The following is a 15,786-nucleotide window of genomic DNA, read 5'->3' as shown; positions in this document are numbered from 1 at the left end:
GCGTGCGCGATTAGGACTATAGTCCCCCTTCCGCAATCCTTCGCAAGGCGCTAGGGCGCGCCGCGAAGTCTTTCTGGGGAGAGGGGCAACACAGTTTTTAGCTAGCTAGAGAGCCGCAATGCGTATCGACATGATCCCCGTGGGCGACAATCCGCCCGAAAGCCTCAATGTCATCATCGAAGTTCCTACCGGCGGCGAACCGGTGAAATACGAGTTCGACAAGGAAAGCGGCGCGCTTTTCGTCGACCGCATCCTGCACACGCCGATGCGTTATCCCGCGAACTATGGCTTCGTGCCGCACACGCTGTCGGACGATGGCGACCCGCTCGACGCACTGGTTATCTCGCGCTCGCCCTTCATCCCGGGCTGCGTGGTGCGTGCGCGCCCGATCGGCGTGCTCAACCTCGAAGACGAGCATGGCGGCGACGAGAAGCTGATCTGCGTACCGGTCGACACGACCTTTCCCTATTACTCCGACGTCGGTCAGACGAAGGACCTGCCCTCGATCATTTTCCAGCAGATTGAGCACTTCTTCACCCACTACAAGGACCTCGAAGCCGAGAAGTGGGTGCGCATCGGCAACTGGGGCGATGCCGAGGATGCCAAGCGCATCGTGCTCGAATGCATCGAGCGCTACGAGACAAACAAGGACAAGTAAGGACGAAGGGGCGCTACGCGGCGCCCCCTTTTTGGCAGGAGCGCGCTCACTCGACCGGGCGCGAGCTGTCGAGCAGATCCTTGTCCTGTTCGGCGCCGCTTTCCCGGCGCTCCTTGTCGACCATGTCCGCAATCTCGTTGACCGGGCGGACATCCTCCTCGGTTTCAGTGACCGTGATCTGCTGTACCATCTTCCTTGCGGGTGTGCCGGCTTCGGAGCCCTTGCCGGCGTCTGTAGCCTGCTGGAACGGGATGCTGGCGCTGCGCGGGTCGAAACGCAGGCGATAGATCGGTTCGGGCAGGCCGAAGCCCGCTTCCTCGAGCGCTTCCTTCACCGCCGGTATCGCCTGGCTCTGCGCCTTCCACCAGTCGGTCTCGCGCTGGTCGATCCAGGCGAGGAAGCGGATGACGACATTGGAATCGCCCACTTCCATGACCCGCGCTTCGGGCGCTGGATCATCGAGCACGAATTCGAGGCCGGCGAGCGTATCGCGCCCCAGCTGCCGCGCGGCGCGGGCATCGTCATCGGCATCGACCCCGAGATCGAACTGGAAGCGGCGCTGCGGGTTGCGGGTGAAGTTCGTGATAACGGCGCGGAACACCTGCCCGTTGGGGATGCGCAAGTGGTTGCCATCGAGCGTCATGAGGACCGTCGCCCTGCTGGTCAGCCTGATTACCCGGCCTTCGAGATCGTCGATCTTCACCCAGTCGTTGGCGCGAAAGGGCTGACGCAGCGACAGCATGAGCGAGGCGAGATAGTTTTCGATCGTCTCGCGCAGGGCGAAACCAAGGGCGAGGCCGATAACACCCGCACCGCCCAGGACGGCACCGAGCAACGCACCCGCCCCCAGGAGGTCGAGCGCAACCACCAGCCCGCCGATGATGAAGATGAAGCGGATCGCGCTGGCGATCAATTCGGCGAGGAAGCTGTTCGGTGCAAGGCGATGCCACAGCGCGCCCAGCCCCGCGATCAGGTATCCGACCAAGGTGATCCCGCCCCAGACCAGCAGCGCAAGGCCGATGAGCGGGAGCATCTCCACGAGCCCGTCCCAGCGTTCGGCAAGCGAGGCTAGCCCTGTCCCCTCTGCTGAGATCGATACATCGCGCTCGAGACCGTTCTCGACGGTGACCACGCCCGAGACACGCGTGGCAATGGCTTCTGCCCGGGCGATGTCTTCCTGACGGGGAACCTGGCCCGACAGCGTGACGACACCTTCGCTGACCTCGACACCGACACTTTCGAAGGCAGGCAATTCCGCGAAGATTCCCGATATGCGCTCGGCGATCCTCTCGTCCGCCCCTGCATCCTGCGTATCATCGATGGTCTGGACGGGGGCCTCCGGCTCGGCCGGAGCCTCTGCCTCGGGAACATTGGGCAGAAACGCAACCGCCGGAACCGCCGCACACAGGGCGAGCGCGGCGAGCAAGCGCTTCATTCGCCCGCCACCGTCATGCCGTCGATGCGCAAGGTCGGGACGTTGATGGCCCGGTACATCTCCAGATCGTTGGCAGGGGTCAGCGCGCGGAACATCTCGAGGAGATTACCTGCAATCGTAATCTCGGCAACCGGCTCGGCAATTTCGCCGTTGCGGATGCGGAAGCCGGTCGCCCCGCGGCTGTAATCGCCTGTGACCGAATTGACCCCCTGCCCGAACAGCCCGGTTACGTAGAGCCCGTCGGTAATGTCAGCCATCAGCTGCTCGGGCGTGATCTCGCCGGGTTCGAGATGGACATTGCTTGCGCTTACGCCGGGAGAGCCGCCGCTGCCGCGCGATGCGTGGCCGGTAAGTCCCAGCCCGAGCTGGTCGGCGGAAGAGACATTGGTGAGCCAGCCGGTGATCCGGCCGTTCTCGACCAGCATTCGGTCGGTGCAGGCCACGCCTTCGCCATCGAATGGGCGCGAGCGCTGGCCGCGTTTGCGGAGTGGTTGCTCGACGATCCGGATTGCCGGGTCGAACAGATCTTCTTCCTCACGGCCCAGCAAGAAGCTGGCCTTGCGTGCGATCGCCGGGCCCGACATCGCGCCCAGCAGGTGGCCGACCAGCCCGTTGCCGACGCGCGGTTCGAAGACGATTGGCATCTTGGAGCTCGGCAAGCTGCCGGGATCGACCTTCGCGACGGCGCGGCGCCCGGCCTCTGCCCCCACTTCCTCGGGCGTCGGCAAATCGGCCCGAAACCGCGCGCTGCGCGAGGCATAGTCGGTCTGCATCGAGCTGCCCTCGCCAGCAAGGACGCTCGCCGAAAGCGAGAATCCGCTGCCCGAGTAGCCGCGCGCGAAGCCGGTCGATGTCGCCAGTGCCATGACTGCACGGCTTGCGCTGGCAGTACCGCCATTGCTGTTCGTGACGCCCTCGACAGCCCGGGCAGCCTCTTCGGTAGCCAGCGCGGCTTCTCGTAGCGCGGCCGGATCGGGATGCGTGCTATCGTCCAGTTCGAGGTCGGGCAGCTCGCCTGCAAACTGCTCTTCGGCAGGCGCGAGGCCGGCGTGCTTGTCCTCGGGCGCATGGCCCGCCATCTCGACCGCACGCTGCGCAAGTGCGCGCAAGCCATCTTCGCCGAAATCGCTGGTGTGGATCGATGCGGAACGCTTGCCCACGAACACCCGCAGGCCGATCTCCTCGCTTTCGGACCGCTCGACTTCCTCGAGTTGCCCCAGGCGCATGCTGACCGCTTCGGAAGAGTTGGCGCGCGCCACGGCATCCGCCGCATCGGCCCCCATCGACTGGGCGAGCGCAACAAGGTCCTGGCAACGCGCCAGCGCGGTTTTACTATCGATCATTCTCTTAGAGATACTCCGCAGGGCCGGTGATGGGTCCGGCTAGGGAGTGCGCGCGCCCGGCGCAAGGGTCAGGCGCTGGTTGCGAGCATCGCCTTGAACACACCCGTCAACAGGAAGGGCAACCCGATCGCGATGAGCCACAGCAACATCTGGTCCCGACGAAACGCAGTCTTCAGGCTTTCATCGGCCGCTTCGCCATCGGAGAGGTCTTTCCACCGCTTCTCGAACCAGCGGCAGGCGGGAATGATCGCTGCGACAAGCACGACCAGGGCAAAATAGGGAAGCGTCGAAGAAGTGCCCTCCTTGAGGGCATGGACAGTCACGAAGATCTGCAGGCCGGTATAGACGATCAGCGCCAGCGCCACATTGTCGCTCATCGCCTTGCGCCAGTCACGCGCGTGCGCGCTCCCGGTTGCGCTTGCTTCGCGGCTCTCTTCGATTGCCTTGCCCATCAGATGTCTCCCCAGACACACTCTCCAGAACGCATAGTTTCAAAATTGTCCCGCAATAGCAAGACGCACTCGGCGAAACGCATGGCCCGTCCCGTTCATGCACGAATCTTGCCAATTCGACGAATATGACACCCCTCGGGGGTTTTCCTCGCGGCATCGCATGCTATGGCGCAGCCCATGGCCGACGACCTCCTCAGCGCCGACAACCAGGCGGTTCATGATGCCGCCCCGCCGATCCCGCAGGGCGGGCTCGAAGTTATTTCGATCGCCAAGAGCTACGACAAGCGGCAGGTTCTGACCGATATTTCGCTCACTGTCGGCAAGGGCGAGGTGCTCGGGCTGCTCGGCCCCAATGGTGCGGGCAAGACGACCTGTTTCTATTCGATCATGGGTCTTGTGCGCCCCGATGCCGGCCGCATCTTGATGGACGGCGAGGACGTGACCAAGCTGCCCATGTATCGCCGTGCGATCCTGGGCCTGGGCTACCTGCCCCAGGAAACCAGCATCTTTCGCGGGATGACCGTCGAACAGAACATCAATTGCGTGCTCGAAATGGTCGAGCCCGACGACGACACGCGTGCCGCTGAACTGGACAGACTGCTCGACGAATTCGGACTCACCCGGCTGCGTGAGAGCCCGGCCATGGCGCTGTCGGGTGGTGAGCGACGCCGTGCCGAGATCGCCCGCGCTCTCGCGGCAAAACCCTCCATAATGCTGCTCGACGAACCCTTCGCCGGCATCGACCCGCTCTCGATCAGCGACATTCGCGACCTCGTGAAGGATTTGAAGACCCGCGGGATCGGCGTGCTGATCACCGATCACAACGTGCGTGAAACGCTCGAGATCGTCGACCGCGCCTGCATCATCTACGGCGGACAGGTGCTCTTCGCCGGCACTCCCGAAGCGCTGGTGGCCGACGAGAACGTGAAGCGGCTCTACCTCGGCGAGAATTTCACGCTGTGATGACGGCGCGCGCCCGGAGTTAGATCAATGGCGCTCGGTCCGAGGCTAGACCTACGGCAAACACAATCGCTGGTGATGACGCCGCAGCTCCAGCAGGCGATCAAGCTGCTGGCGCTGTCCAATCTCGAGATCGAGAGCTTCGTCGCCGAGGCACTGGAGAGCAACCCGCTCCTGGAAGTGGGAGAGATGCGGCGCGAGGCAGGCGAGGACGCTCCGGAAGTCGCCCCAGCCGAGCATGAAGCCACGCCCGATTTCGATGGCGATGCGGCGCTGGATATCGCCGAATATGCTCGCGATCCCGAAGCCTCGCCCGGCGACCGGGGAGACTGGGCGCAGGCGGGAAGCGGCGGCCTCGGTTCGGAAGACCTGCCTGACCTTGAGAACCGGTCCTCCGACGAACCTGCCCTGGGCGAACACCTGTCCGGGCAGATCGGCGCCCTCGCCCACGATCCGCGCGAGGCGCTGATCGCCGGCCGCATCGTGCATGAGCTCGACGAAGCAGGTTATCTGCATACCGAGCTGCGCATCCTGGCAGGCGAGCTTGGCGCCCCGCTGGCGGAGGTCGAACGGGCGCTTGACCTGGTGCAGTCGCTCGAACCCACCGGCGTGGGCGCGCGCAGCCTGTCGGAATGTCTCGCGCTGCAAGCGAAGGAGGCCGATCGCTACGACCCCTGCATGGCCAGGCTGATCGACAATCTCGACCTGCTGGCGAGTGGCGACATCGCGCGCCTCAAGCGGCTCTGCGACGTCGATGACGAAGACTTTGCCGACATGCTCGCCGAACTGCGCAGCTACGATCCCAAGCCCGGTTGCCGTTATGGCGGTGAAAGCGAGGCGGCCGTCGTGCCCGACGTTATCGTCACTCCGTCAGGCGATGGCGGATGGTCGATCCGGATCAACGAGTCCAGCCTGCCGCGCCTCGTGGTGAACCGCGAATATTACGTCGAACTGGAAGCGGGCGCGCGCGACAAGGCTTCGCGCGCCTGGCTCAACGAGCAGTTGGGCGAGGCCGACTGGCTGATCCGTGCGCTCGACCAGCGGCAGAAGACAATCCTCAAGACCGCGAGCGAGATCGTGACCCTGCAGGAAGGATTTTTCCGAGAGGGTGTTTCGGCCATGCGCCCGCTGACGCTCCGCGAGGTGGCCGAGCGGATCGAGATGCACGAATCCACCGTCAGCCGCGTGACCAGCAACAAGTATCTCTCCTGCCCGCGCGGCACCTTCGAGATGAAGTACTTCTTCTCGAGCGGCGTTGCCGCCGCTGATGGCGAGGGTGCAAGCAGCGAAGCGATCAAGGCGCGGATCAAGGCACTGTGCGATGCGGAGGATCCCAAGAAGGTCCTTTCCGACCAGAAGCTCGCCGACATGCTCAACGAGGAAGGCTTCGATCTCGCCCGCCGCACGGTGGCGAAATACCGCGAGGCGATCGGCATCGGCTCGAGCGCCCAGAGACGCAGGGCAAAGAAGCTGCAATCGCTTGGCTGAAGCTTTGTCCGTCTAGTGCGCTGCGGCGCTGGCTGACTCTAGTATCCGCCGTACGCGCCCTGGCGGTTCGCCGAAATACGCGCGAAACTCGCGGGTCAAATGGGACTGGTCGGCATATCCGAGATGATAGGCAAGCTCCGCGATACCCATCTTCCCTCGCGCCAGCGATGACCACGCCACTCCCAACCTGTGCGCCTTGGCATAGTCCCCGACGCTACATCCGAATTGCTGCCGGAAACTGCGGGTGAGGTGGCACGGGTGGACTCCGGCGATCGCGGCGAGCTCCGTCAGGCTGGCCCTGGCACCGGGCTGGTCGCACAGCCTCTCGCGCACACGCGCAACCCATGGGGAGTTGTCAGGTGGGGACGACCCATCATCACCCAAGGATGACAGGAATTCTCCGGCGAGACTTGCGATCGTAAGGTCATCGGCCTGTTTCCGAGCCGATAGGAAGAGCCTGAGCAGGTTTGTGGCCGCCTGCTTGTCGAGCGTGGTCGAAGCTGGCCGCCCGGAGCACTCGTCCTCGAGCGAGGCGAGTTCCGCCGCATCGATCTCGAGACAGAAAAAGCGCGCGCCGCCCGCGCCAATGGCGTCCTCATGGTCGAAGCCCTCTTCGTGAAAGACCGGGCATCCCGGATCAAATTCCATTTCAGTGGTACCAAATCGTGACTGGTACCGGCCTGTCAGAAGAATGCTGACAAAGGCTGATCCATGGGCATGCCGCGGGATCTTGCGCGCCTGCGCGTGATGGACCTCCGCCATGCGATAGCCATCGATTTCGCGCGCGAGCGCCACCTCGCCGAAGAACCGGTCGGACTGGCAGTTCGGGCATATATCCTCGGCCATGTCGGCAAGGCTGATCTGCGGTCGCCAACCGGTCAAACGCTAATGTTCAGATCGTTCAAGATTTTCGACCGGAGGCAAACGACAGCGGGCGGGCAACACCTTGTGCCGGAGCATTGCCCATGAAAATTCCGATGATCGTCGCCCTGTTCGTCGCCTTTGTTTCCCCGGGGCAAGCCTGCGCCCAAGAAAACCAGAGCGTCGCGATCATTGCCGAATTGGCGACAGCTTATGGGGGCGAACAGAGGCTTCGCGATATCGAGCGGGTCGAGATCGACTGGGTGGGATATTTTCATGCCCGCTTCCAGAGCCGGCACACCGAGCCGCCATACGATCGCATTCCGACACGGACTTTTCTTTACCTGGACCTAGCGCAGGAAATCGGCGTCGAGGACCGGATAAGCGCCTGGGCCGGCGGGCTGACTATGGGTAGCCGGCTCATCTATGGTCGCGATGGTGCGGTCACCCTCAATACTATCGAGCGGACCTACACGCCCGGCGGTATGGCCGAGATGCATGGCTACGCAAGTGCTTTCAACGCCCTGCGCATGCGTCAGGCCTGGGCCTGGGTTCTCCATCTGGTCGAGAACCCCGACAGCGAAATTTCGCGCGGGCAAGCCGCAGTCCTTCACGGTGTCGAGTACGACACTCTTGTCATGCCCGCAGCTTCGGCGACGATCTACATCGACAAGGAAACGCGCCTCATTCATGCCGTTGCGCGGAATGGCGTCTCAAGCATGATGGGCGTCGAGGACGACACGCTGCGCATATACGACCAGTATTTCGAGCGCGACGGAATTCCGGTCAATCGCAGGGCGCGCTACTTTCGCAGCGGCCTTGCGAGCGGGGACTACCAGCTTGCAGCCCTCACCTTTGGCGGGCCGGAGCGGCCCGAGTACTTGGCTGTGCCCGCAGGTTTCGCCCTCGCCTCCGACACGAGCGGCTATGATGGATCGGGATGGGATATCCAGACGCGCAGGATCGCAGACGGCGTCTGGCTAGCCGGCAATGGCGACACTCGCATTCTCTATGTCGACACGGGTGCATACTGGGTCGCGACCGAAGCCGGGGGGATGCCCAGCTATGCGCGCGAGACCCATGAGGCCATGAAGCCGCATATGAATGGCGAGCCGCTTCGCTACATCGTTCCGACGCATCATCACGACGACCACGCGATTGCGATCAAATATTACACGCAGGTCGGCGCCACCATTCTCACCACCCGCGACAAGGAAGGCGAGCTCCGCCAGTTGCTTCAGAGATCGGTCGACGGGATCGGGCCTCAATCCGAAGCACGTTTCGAATTCCTCGACAGCCCGGTCGTGACACTCGACAGCGGAGGTACGGCCTATCGGGCGCTCGTCTACGCCGCCGCGCCCCATACGGAGAACATGATCGTCGCTTATGTCCCTTCGGCTCGCGCTATTTTCCAGGCCGACATCTGGATCGGATACGGCGGCGACGGACCTCGGCAGGGAGGCGGATATCCGGTCCGGCATTTTCATCGCTGGCTTAGCGAACAGCGATCGCGGGGTATCGTTGGCGAGATCGATCACTACCTCGCCGTGCATGGCAGCAGCATGACCACCTCCCAGTTTATGGACATGCTGAACCGGGAGCGCAGCGTAACCGTTCTCCCGCAGAACGAGGCATGGCCTCTCGACAGCTGGTCGCAGCAGTATGGATTGACCGATGACACGATCGGAAACAGCCGTCGCAGCCACACCCTGCAGGACCACTCGCTGCACTGATCGACTGACGCCCCGCCCGCCAATCCTGTCCCCGCCTCGTAACTGTTGCAGCGAAGACTCACTGCGCGCTCCGCATCTCTTTAGTCCTCGGGTTTACAGGAAATTAACCTTTTCCGTTCACACCCCTAGTGGTTAACAAGGGACAACACCTTTCCTCAGGGGGGAAAGGCATTTCGGATACCAGGGCTAGGGGGACGACCCAATGCGTGTACTGCTGATCGAAGACGAGCCGACAACCGCGAAAGCGATCGAGCTCATGCTCACCACCGAAGGCTTCAACGTCTACTCGACCGACCTCGGCGAGGAGGGCTTGGATCTGGGCAAGCTGTATGATTACGACATCATCCTGCTCGACCTGAACCTGCCTGACATGCACGGCTATGACGTGCTCAAGAAACTGCGCGTCGCCAAGGTGCAGACGCCGGTTCTTATCCTCTCGGGTGTTGCCGAGATGGACAGCAAGATCCGCAGCTTCGGCTTCGGCGCAGACGATTACGTCACCAAGCCGTTCCACCGCGAAGAACTGATCGCCCGCATCCACGCCGTGGTGCGCCGCTCGAAGGGCCACAGCCAGTCGATCATCCGCACCGGCAAGCTGGCCGTGAACCTCGATGCGAAAACCGTCGAAGTCGACGGCGCCCGCGTCCACCTCACCGGCAAGGAATATGCGATGCTGGAACTGCTCAGTCTCCGCAAGGGCACCACGCTGACCAAGGAAATGTTCCTCAACCACCTCTATGGCGGCATGGACGAACCCGAACTCAAGATTATCGACGTCTTCATCTGCAAGCTGCGCAAGAAATTGAGCCATGCTTGCGGCGGCGAAAACTACATCGAAACCGTCTGGGGCCGTGGTTACGTGCTGCGCGATCCGGGCGAAGAGGCGGAAGCCGCCTAAGTACAAGTTTCCTCTTGGACGGACAGCGAGACGCCCGGTAGCTTCGGCTTCCGGGCGTTTTTCTTGGCAGACAATCAACCATCCTTTTGAATCATAAGTGGAAAACATTTCCGGGCCAATGGATCGCCGGGAACCACTCTGTTATTCAGGGTTTCGTCTAGTAGCTGTCGCATCGCTTGCGATCGCCAACGGGCGAAGCAGGGGACCGTTTTTTCCATCAGGGCGGAAGGAAAGGTTCATGAATGAAGAGCGGACACCTCGCATTGCCATAGTCGAGGACGATAGCGTCCTTGCCTTCATGCTCGACGAATCCTGCAAATCCTGCGGTTTCGAAGTGGTCGGCTGCGAAAGCGATGCCGATGGCGCGCTCGCACTGGTCGAGCGCGAGAAGCCTGACTTCCTCCTGCTCGACTTCGCGCTCGAGGGCGATCACGACGGTCTGGAGCTGATCACCGAGATCAGGGACCGCGACATCCCGGTCTTCATCGTCATGGTCACCGCCTGGGATATCAACGATATCGCATCGCGGATGGGAGAAGCCCAGCCCGATCGTATCCTGCGCAAGCCGGTCGCCCCGCATGTCCTGCAGGAAGTCATTGAGCACGCCTTTGCCCAGCCCGAACACTCGATTGCCGAAGCGGCAGCCTCCGCACCTTCGGAACCGTCCGTTGGGCGGCCACACTGACAAATTGGGGTTGCAGCCAAATCGTTGAGTGCCAAGACGATATTGGTTCCCGCCTAGGTATTCATCCGGAGGCGCGCCCGCAGCTTCGATCACTTAAGCAGTTGGCATAGCTTCCGGGGGGTCGCCCATGCCGAATACCATGTCATCTGACCGTGGACAGCCACGTATCGCCATCGTCGAGGATGACGAGATACTCACCTTCCTGCTGAGGGAGATTTCCCAAGCAGCGGGATATGACGTGATCTGGCAGTCGCTGAACGTCGCCGACGCGCTGCTCCGCCTGGGGGAGGATCCGCCCGAGGTGTTGCTGCTCGACTATGCACTGGACGGGAAACGCGACGGCATCGAATTGCTCGCCGCCACGCAGAAGCAATGCCCCGATGTCAGGACCATCCTCATCACCGGCTGGGATAGCTCGCGCCTCGCCGCGCGGATCGATTACGTTCGACCCAATCACCTGCTGCAGAAGCCGATCGCGCCGCGCGACCTATCCGATCTCCTCGACACCATCGCCCTCTACCTCGCAAATCCGGCCCTCGCCCGCGCAGCCTGATTGGGCGCGGCGGCTGGACGCTGGACAGCAGCGCCCTTTTTCGCCTAGCGGGCGCGCCATGTCAGCATTCAAGGAAGGCGATCCGACCACGCTCAACCGGCTCTACGGTCGCAGCCAGGGCAAACCCCTGCGCAGCGGGCAGCAAGAGCTCGTCGACAAGCTCCTGCCGCAAATTGCCGTACCCACGGAAGGGCCGGTGACGTCGGAGGCGCTGTTTGGCTTCGACCGTCCGCTCCATTTCGAAATCGGTTTCGGCGGCGGCGAGCACATGGCCTATCGTGCCGACCTGCTGCCCGATCATGGCTTCATCGGCGCAGAGCCTTTCCTCAATGGCGTGGCGCAGGCGCTCATGCATGTGCGCGACGGCAGTCTCGCCAATGTCCGTATCCATCATGGCGACGCGCTCGATGCCCTCGCCCGCGTACCCGATGGCGCGTTGACCATGCTCTACCTGCTGCACCCCGACCCCTGGCCCAAGAACAAGCATGCCAAGCGCCGCATGATGAACGACGGGCCGGTACGCATGTTCGCCGACAAGCTGAAGCCCGGCGGCGAATTCCGCTTTGGCACCGACCACCCCGTCTACCTGCGCCATGCGCTCATGGTCATGCGCCGCTTCACCGACGTGTTCGAATGGGTGGTCGAGGACCGGCACAGCTGGGAAGAGCGCCCCTCGGGCTGGTGCGAGACGCGCTACGAACATAAGGCGCGCAACACCTACGGCCACGAAGTCTGGTATTTCCGCTTCCGGCGGAAGTGAAACGCGGAACGCTGGCAAGATGTGGCCATTGATGGGGTGAACCCTGACGGAGCACCTCTTGATCACCACGACCAACCCCGCGACCGGCGAGACCATCGCCACCTATGAAACGCTCGATGCAAACGGCATCGATCGCAAGCTGGAGACCGCGACGCGCGCCTATCGCGACTGGCGGCAGACCCCACTCGACCGGCGCACGCAGCTCCTCACGAAGCTCGGCGATCTCTATGAAAGCAACAACGAGGAGCTCGCCCGCCTCGCCGTCACCGAAATGGGTAAGCCGATCACGCAGGCGCGTGCCGAGGTCGAGAAATGTGCCAGCCTGCTGCACTATTATGCCGAGCACGGGCCGCCGATGCTCGAATCGAAATTCTGGGACCTGTCTGACGGCGGGCGCGCAGAGGCGCGATGGCTGCCACAAGGCCCGGTGCTCGCGGTCATGCCGTGGAACTTCCCCTATTGGCAGGTGATCCGCTTCCTCGCGCCGACGATACTTGCCGGCAATGTCGGTGTGCTGAAGCACGCGAGCATCGTACAGGGCGTCGCCGCGCGGATGGAAGAGCTGGTGCTTGAGGCGGGCGGACCCGAAGGGCTCTTCCAGAACCTGTGCGTCTCCTCCGATCCGATCGGCAAGGTGATCGACGACCCGCGCATCGTCGCAGCCACGCTTACCGGGAGCGAGGGTGCGGGGAGCGCAGTGGCCGAACGCGCGGGCAAGAACTTGAAGAAGGTCGTGCTCGAGCTGGGCGGGACAGACCCTTTCATAATCATGCCCTCGGCCGACATGGATCAGGCGGTGAAGGACGCCGTGACTGCCCGAATCCAGAACAACGGTCAGTCCTGCATCTGCGGCAAACGCACCATCGTCCATGCCGACATCTACGACGATTTCGCCGAGCGTTTCATTGCTGCGCTGAAGGGTGTGAAGCTGGGCGACCCGATGGATGACGACACCGAGCTCGGCCCGCTTTCGAGCGAGGGGCAGCGCGACACGGTGCTGGAGCAGGTCGACAAGGCGAAGGACGAGGGCTGCACCTTGCTGTTCGGCGCGGAGAAACTCGACCGGCCCGGGGCCTGGATGACCGCCGGCCTCCTCACCGATGTCCCCCTCGCCAGCGAGACCGGAACGGACGAAATCTTCGGTCCCGTCGGCCAGCTCTACAAGGCGAAGGATATCGAAGAAGCGACCACCATCGCCAACGCAATCCCTTATGGTCTCGGTTCGGCGGTCTGGACCAATGACGAAGACGAGAAGGAACACTTCGCCAATGCTATCGAAGCGGGGATGACCACATTCAACGCGGTCAATGGCTCCAAGATCGAAGCGCCTTTCGGGGGCATCAAGCGATCGGGCCATGGCCGCGAACTCGCCGAGTTCGGCCTCCATGAATTCATGAACCTCAAGACGCTGGTCCACCCGGCCTAGGAGACAGGAAAATGAGCAATCACGTCCTTATCGTCGGCGCATCGCGCGGCATCGGTCTCGGTCTTGCGAAGGAATTCAAGGAGCGCGGCTGGGAGGTGACAGGCACCGAGCGCTCCAAGAGCGACGAGCTTCACGCGCTCGAAGGCGTGAGCGTGCAGACGCTCGACGTCACCGATCCATCCACCTTCGATGTCGAGGGCGAATTCGACGCGGTCATCGTCAACGCAGGAATTACCGGCGCGAAGCACCAGTCGAGCGAGCAGGCGACAGCCGAAGAGGTCGCCGAGGTCATGATGACCAATGCCTTCGGCCCGGTGCATCTCGGAAAGAAGCTACTCCCGCAGATCAAGGACGGCGGATCGCTGTCCTTCATGAGCTCGCTGATGGGTTCGATCGAGGACAGTTCGGGCGGATACGAACTCTACCGCACCAGCAAGACCGCGCAGAACATGCTCGCCAAGGGCATCGCCGAGCAGGATGCAGCAGGGCGCGATCTCGCGGTCCTCTCGCTCCACCCTGGCTGGGTGCAGACCGACATGGGCGGACCCAATGCGCACATCACGGTCGCTGAAAGCGCAAGGGGCCTCGCCGATGTGGTCGAGAAAGCGCAGCCGGGCTACGCCTATGTCGATTATACCGGCAAGGCCCTGCCGTTCTGAAGTTCAGGCCCGGCTAGAAGCGCAGGCCCAGACCTGCAACGAACTGGTCGGTCGTCACTTCACCGAAGTCGCCCGAGGCGGAATCGTCGTAGCGCGAGCGGCGGTATTCGAGACGCGCCTCTAGCGGACCGGGAAGGCCGATCTGCAAGCCTCCGCCGAAACGAAAACCGCCACTGTTCTCTTCGAGTTCGTCGAGCGAACCGGCAGAAGTGAAGGCGCTGGTATCGAGCGAAGTGTAGCCGACCTTGCCGTAGGCCGCGATGCCGGGCGTCAGCGCGAAACCGGCACGCGCGCCGATGTAGTACTGGCCGCTGGTGTCCAGCCCGTCGTAGGCAGCTCCCGCACCGCTCGGGAACTGGGCCGAATTGTCGCTGGTCGAGATCTCACCCTCGATCCCGACAAAGGCGCTCCCCAGCGAAAGGTCATAGCCGGCCGTAACGCCGTAGACCGCCGCATCGCTATCGAGCGTCACACCGGGCCCTGCCGTTTCCACATCGACCCCTTCAAAGCCGGCAATCGCGCCGACATGAAAGCCGCCGGGCGCGTCCTGTGCCAGGGCCGGGGTTGCGAGCATGCCTGCGCCAAGCGCAGCTGTAACGAGAAACTTCTTCATTTTCTGTCCTTTCCAGTGCGATCCCATGCACGTGGAAAGAGGGCTACGGTCGGGGCCGCTTGCCAAATCGTGAATGGGCGGACCGGTCGCGACGACCCGTGCGCCCGCGCCGTTCAGGCGAGGCAATCGCGCAGGGTCGCGATCAGGGCCTCGCTATCCGCGGGAGTGTTATAGAGATGCGGCGTCACGCGCAGCGATGTCCCCCTGAGCGAGACATGCACCTGCCGTTCGGCCAGTGTCTCGGTCAGGCCAGCCGGAACGCCATCAGGGAAGCCGAGCGCCAGGAAATGCGGCGCGCGCGTGCCGATCGGTGCGGAAGTGAGCCCCAGTTCGTGCGCCTGTGCTGCAAGATGCCCGGTCCTCGCGCCGAGTTCTTCGGCAATGGCCTCGACACCGAACTCCATCAGGAAATCGAGACCCGCACCTGCACCCATGAGCAGGGGAGCATTCGACTTCTCGCCCATGTCGAACCGGCGCCCGCCGGGTTGGAAATCGCTGCGATAATCGACAAGCCGTGCAAAATCTTCCGAACCTGCACGGTTGATCCAGTTATGCTCTATCGGAACGCCGCCATGGTGTGCCGGATCAACGTAGAGCATTCCGATCCCGTACGGACCCATCAGCCATTTGTAGCAGGCGGCAACCGCGAAATCGGGCCGCACCGTGGCGAAGTCGAGCGGCATGGCGCCGAGCGATTGAGTGAGGTCAAGCACCAGCGCTGCGCCGTTGGCACGCGCATTTTTGCCCACCGCGACGAGATCAACCATGCGCCCGTCCGCCCAGTGGTTGTGGGGTACGGCCACTACCGCAGTCTCCGGTCCGATGGCCTCGAGGACCGCGTCGGTCCAGCAGCTCTGCGAAGGACGCTCGACCGCGATAACCCTGCCTCCGCAGCGCGCGGCCTTCTCCTGCCAGACATAGACATTGGATGGAAACTGGTCGCCCAGCGTGACGACCGTCTGGCCCCGCTCCATCGGCAGGTTTGCGGCGGCAACAGCAAGGCCATAGCTCGCCGAGGAAACGACAGCGATGGTATCGGAGGAAACCCCGGCAAGCCGCGCCGCTTTCTCGCGGAACTCCTCGACCACCGAGAAGAAATCCGCAGGCTTGTAGGTCCAGGGCTGCGCCTTGAGCATTGCCCCCGCGACCATCGCATCGCTCACGCTGGTGGCGAGCGGCGACATGTAGGCGCAGTTCAGATAGTGCACTTCATCGGGGATCGCGAAGCGATGCCGCTGGCAGTCTATCGCCATAAAGCAGCC

General features: G+C 63.0%; 16 protein-coding genes. 10 read left to right on the top strand and 6 right to left on the bottom strand.

What is annotated here, in order from left to right; translation table 11 throughout:
• The first annotated feature begins 118 nt into the window (after positions 1-118).
• The gene (gene ppa, locus K3146_RS12360; RefSeq protein ID WP_221546621.1) at positions 119-658 is read left to right on the top strand and encodes an inorganic diphosphatase; all 540 of its coding nucleotides are present in this window, start codon (positions 119-121) and stop codon (positions 656-658) included.
• 46 nt (positions 659-704) lie between these two features.
• Here ppa and K3146_RS12355 read toward each other — a convergent pair whose 3' ends face one another.
• The 3 genes from K3146_RS12355 to K3146_RS12345 all read right to left on the bottom strand — a co-directional run bounded on the left by K3146_RS12355 (position 705) and on the right by K3146_RS12345 (position 3,888).
• Positions 705-2,093 (bottom strand): mechanosensitive ion channel domain-containing protein, encoded by a 1,389-nt coding sequence (locus tag K3146_RS12355; RefSeq protein WP_221546620.1) that lies wholly within the window; start codon positions 2,091-2,093, stop codon positions 705-707.
• On the bottom strand, positions 2,090-3,436 hold the full coding sequence (locus K3146_RS12350; protein ID WP_221546619.1) for a TldD/PmbA family protein: 1,347 nt from the start codon (positions 3,434-3,436) through the stop codon (positions 2,090-2,092). Before K3146_RS12350 ends, K3146_RS12355 begins: the two co-directional genes overlap by 4 nt.
• A gap of 68 nt (positions 3,437-3,504) precedes the next feature.
• A complete protein-coding gene (locus K3146_RS12345; protein ID WP_221546618.1) occupies positions 3,505-3,888 on the bottom strand; it encodes a hypothetical protein in 384 nt (127 codons plus the stop codon).
• 177 nt (positions 3,889-4,065) lie between these two features.
• Here K3146_RS12345 and lptB point away from each other — a divergent pair, with 177 nt between their 5' ends.
• A complete protein-coding gene (gene lptB, locus K3146_RS12340) occupies positions 4,066-4,851 on the top strand; it encodes an LPS export ABC transporter ATP-binding protein (RefSeq protein WP_221546617.1) in 786 nt (261 codons plus the stop codon).
• Positions 4,852-4,878: 27 nt separating this feature from the next.
• Positions 4,879-6,336 (top strand): RNA polymerase factor sigma-54, encoded by a 1,458-nt coding sequence (gene rpoN, locus K3146_RS12335; RefSeq protein ID WP_221546616.1) that lies wholly within the window; start codon positions 4,879-4,881, stop codon positions 6,334-6,336.
• Positions 6,337-6,348: 12 nt separating this feature from the next.
• Here rpoN and K3146_RS12330 read toward each other — a convergent pair whose 3' ends face one another.
• A complete protein-coding gene (locus K3146_RS12330) occupies positions 6,349-7,218 on the bottom strand; it encodes a helix-turn-helix domain-containing protein (protein ID WP_221546615.1) in 870 nt (289 codons plus the stop codon).
• 83 nt (positions 7,219-7,301) lie between these two features.
• Here K3146_RS12330 and K3146_RS12325 point away from each other — a divergent pair, with 83 nt between their 5' ends.
• The 7 genes from K3146_RS12325 (at position 7,302) to K3146_RS12295 (ending at position 13,911) form a co-directional block, all read left to right on the top strand.
• Complete coding sequence (locus K3146_RS12325) at positions 7,302-8,930, top strand: MBL fold metallo-hydrolase (RefSeq protein WP_221546614.1); 1,629 nt, start codon at positions 7,302-7,304, stop codon at positions 8,928-8,930.
• 202 nt (positions 8,931-9,132) lie between these two features.
• Positions 9,133-9,828: a response regulator transcription factor CtrA gene (ctrA, locus tag K3146_RS12320; protein WP_221546613.1), complete on the top strand. Its 696-nt coding sequence runs from the start codon at positions 9,133-9,135 to the stop codon at positions 9,826-9,828.
• 238 nt (positions 9,829-10,066) lie between these two features.
• On the top strand, positions 10,067-10,513 hold the full coding sequence (locus K3146_RS12315; protein ID WP_221546612.1) for a response regulator: 447 nt from the start codon (positions 10,067-10,069) through the stop codon (positions 10,511-10,513).
• A gap of 127 nt (positions 10,514-10,640) precedes the next feature.
• Complete coding sequence (locus K3146_RS12310) at positions 10,641-11,066, top strand: response regulator (RefSeq protein WP_221546611.1); 426 nt, start codon at positions 10,641-10,643, stop codon at positions 11,064-11,066.
• Between the two features lie 58 nt (positions 11,067-11,124).
• Positions 11,125-11,826 (top strand): tRNA (guanine(46)-N(7))-methyltransferase TrmB, encoded by a 702-nt coding sequence (gene trmB, locus K3146_RS12305; RefSeq protein WP_221546610.1) that lies wholly within the window; start codon positions 11,125-11,127, stop codon positions 11,824-11,826.
• Between the two features lie 58 nt (positions 11,827-11,884).
• Positions 11,885-13,252 carry an NAD-dependent succinate-semialdehyde dehydrogenase gene (locus K3146_RS12300; RefSeq protein ID WP_221546609.1) on the top strand — a complete coding sequence of 456 codons (1,368 nt, stop codon included), beginning with the start codon at positions 11,885-11,887 and terminating at the stop codon, positions 13,250-13,252.
• A gap of 11 nt (positions 13,253-13,263) precedes the next feature.
• Positions 13,264-13,911: an SDR family NAD(P)-dependent oxidoreductase gene (locus tag K3146_RS12295; RefSeq protein WP_221546608.1), complete on the top strand. Its 648-nt coding sequence runs from the start codon at positions 13,264-13,266 to the stop codon at positions 13,909-13,911.
• 13 nt (positions 13,912-13,924) lie between these two features.
• Here the strand turns inward: K3146_RS12295 and K3146_RS12290 are convergent, their stop codons facing one another.
• Both K3146_RS12290 and K3146_RS12285 read right to left on the bottom strand, forming a co-directional pair.
• Complete coding sequence (locus K3146_RS12290; RefSeq protein WP_221546607.1) at positions 13,925-14,524, bottom strand: outer membrane protein; 600 nt, start codon at positions 14,522-14,524, stop codon at positions 13,925-13,927.
• Positions 14,525-14,637: 113 nt separating this feature from the next.
• Positions 14,638-15,777 (bottom strand): aminotransferase class V-fold PLP-dependent enzyme, encoded by a 1,140-nt coding sequence (locus tag K3146_RS12285; RefSeq protein WP_221546606.1) that lies wholly within the window; start codon positions 15,775-15,777, stop codon positions 14,638-14,640.
• Positions 15,778-15,786: the final 9 nt, after the last annotated feature.

Source organism: Qipengyuania vesicularis (genome assembly GCF_019711415.1).
GTDB classification, from domain to species: domain Bacteria; phylum Pseudomonadota; class Alphaproteobacteria; order Sphingomonadales; family Sphingomonadaceae; genus Qipengyuania; species Qipengyuania vesicularis.
This window is presented reverse-complemented; position numbering and strand designations above follow the sequence as displayed.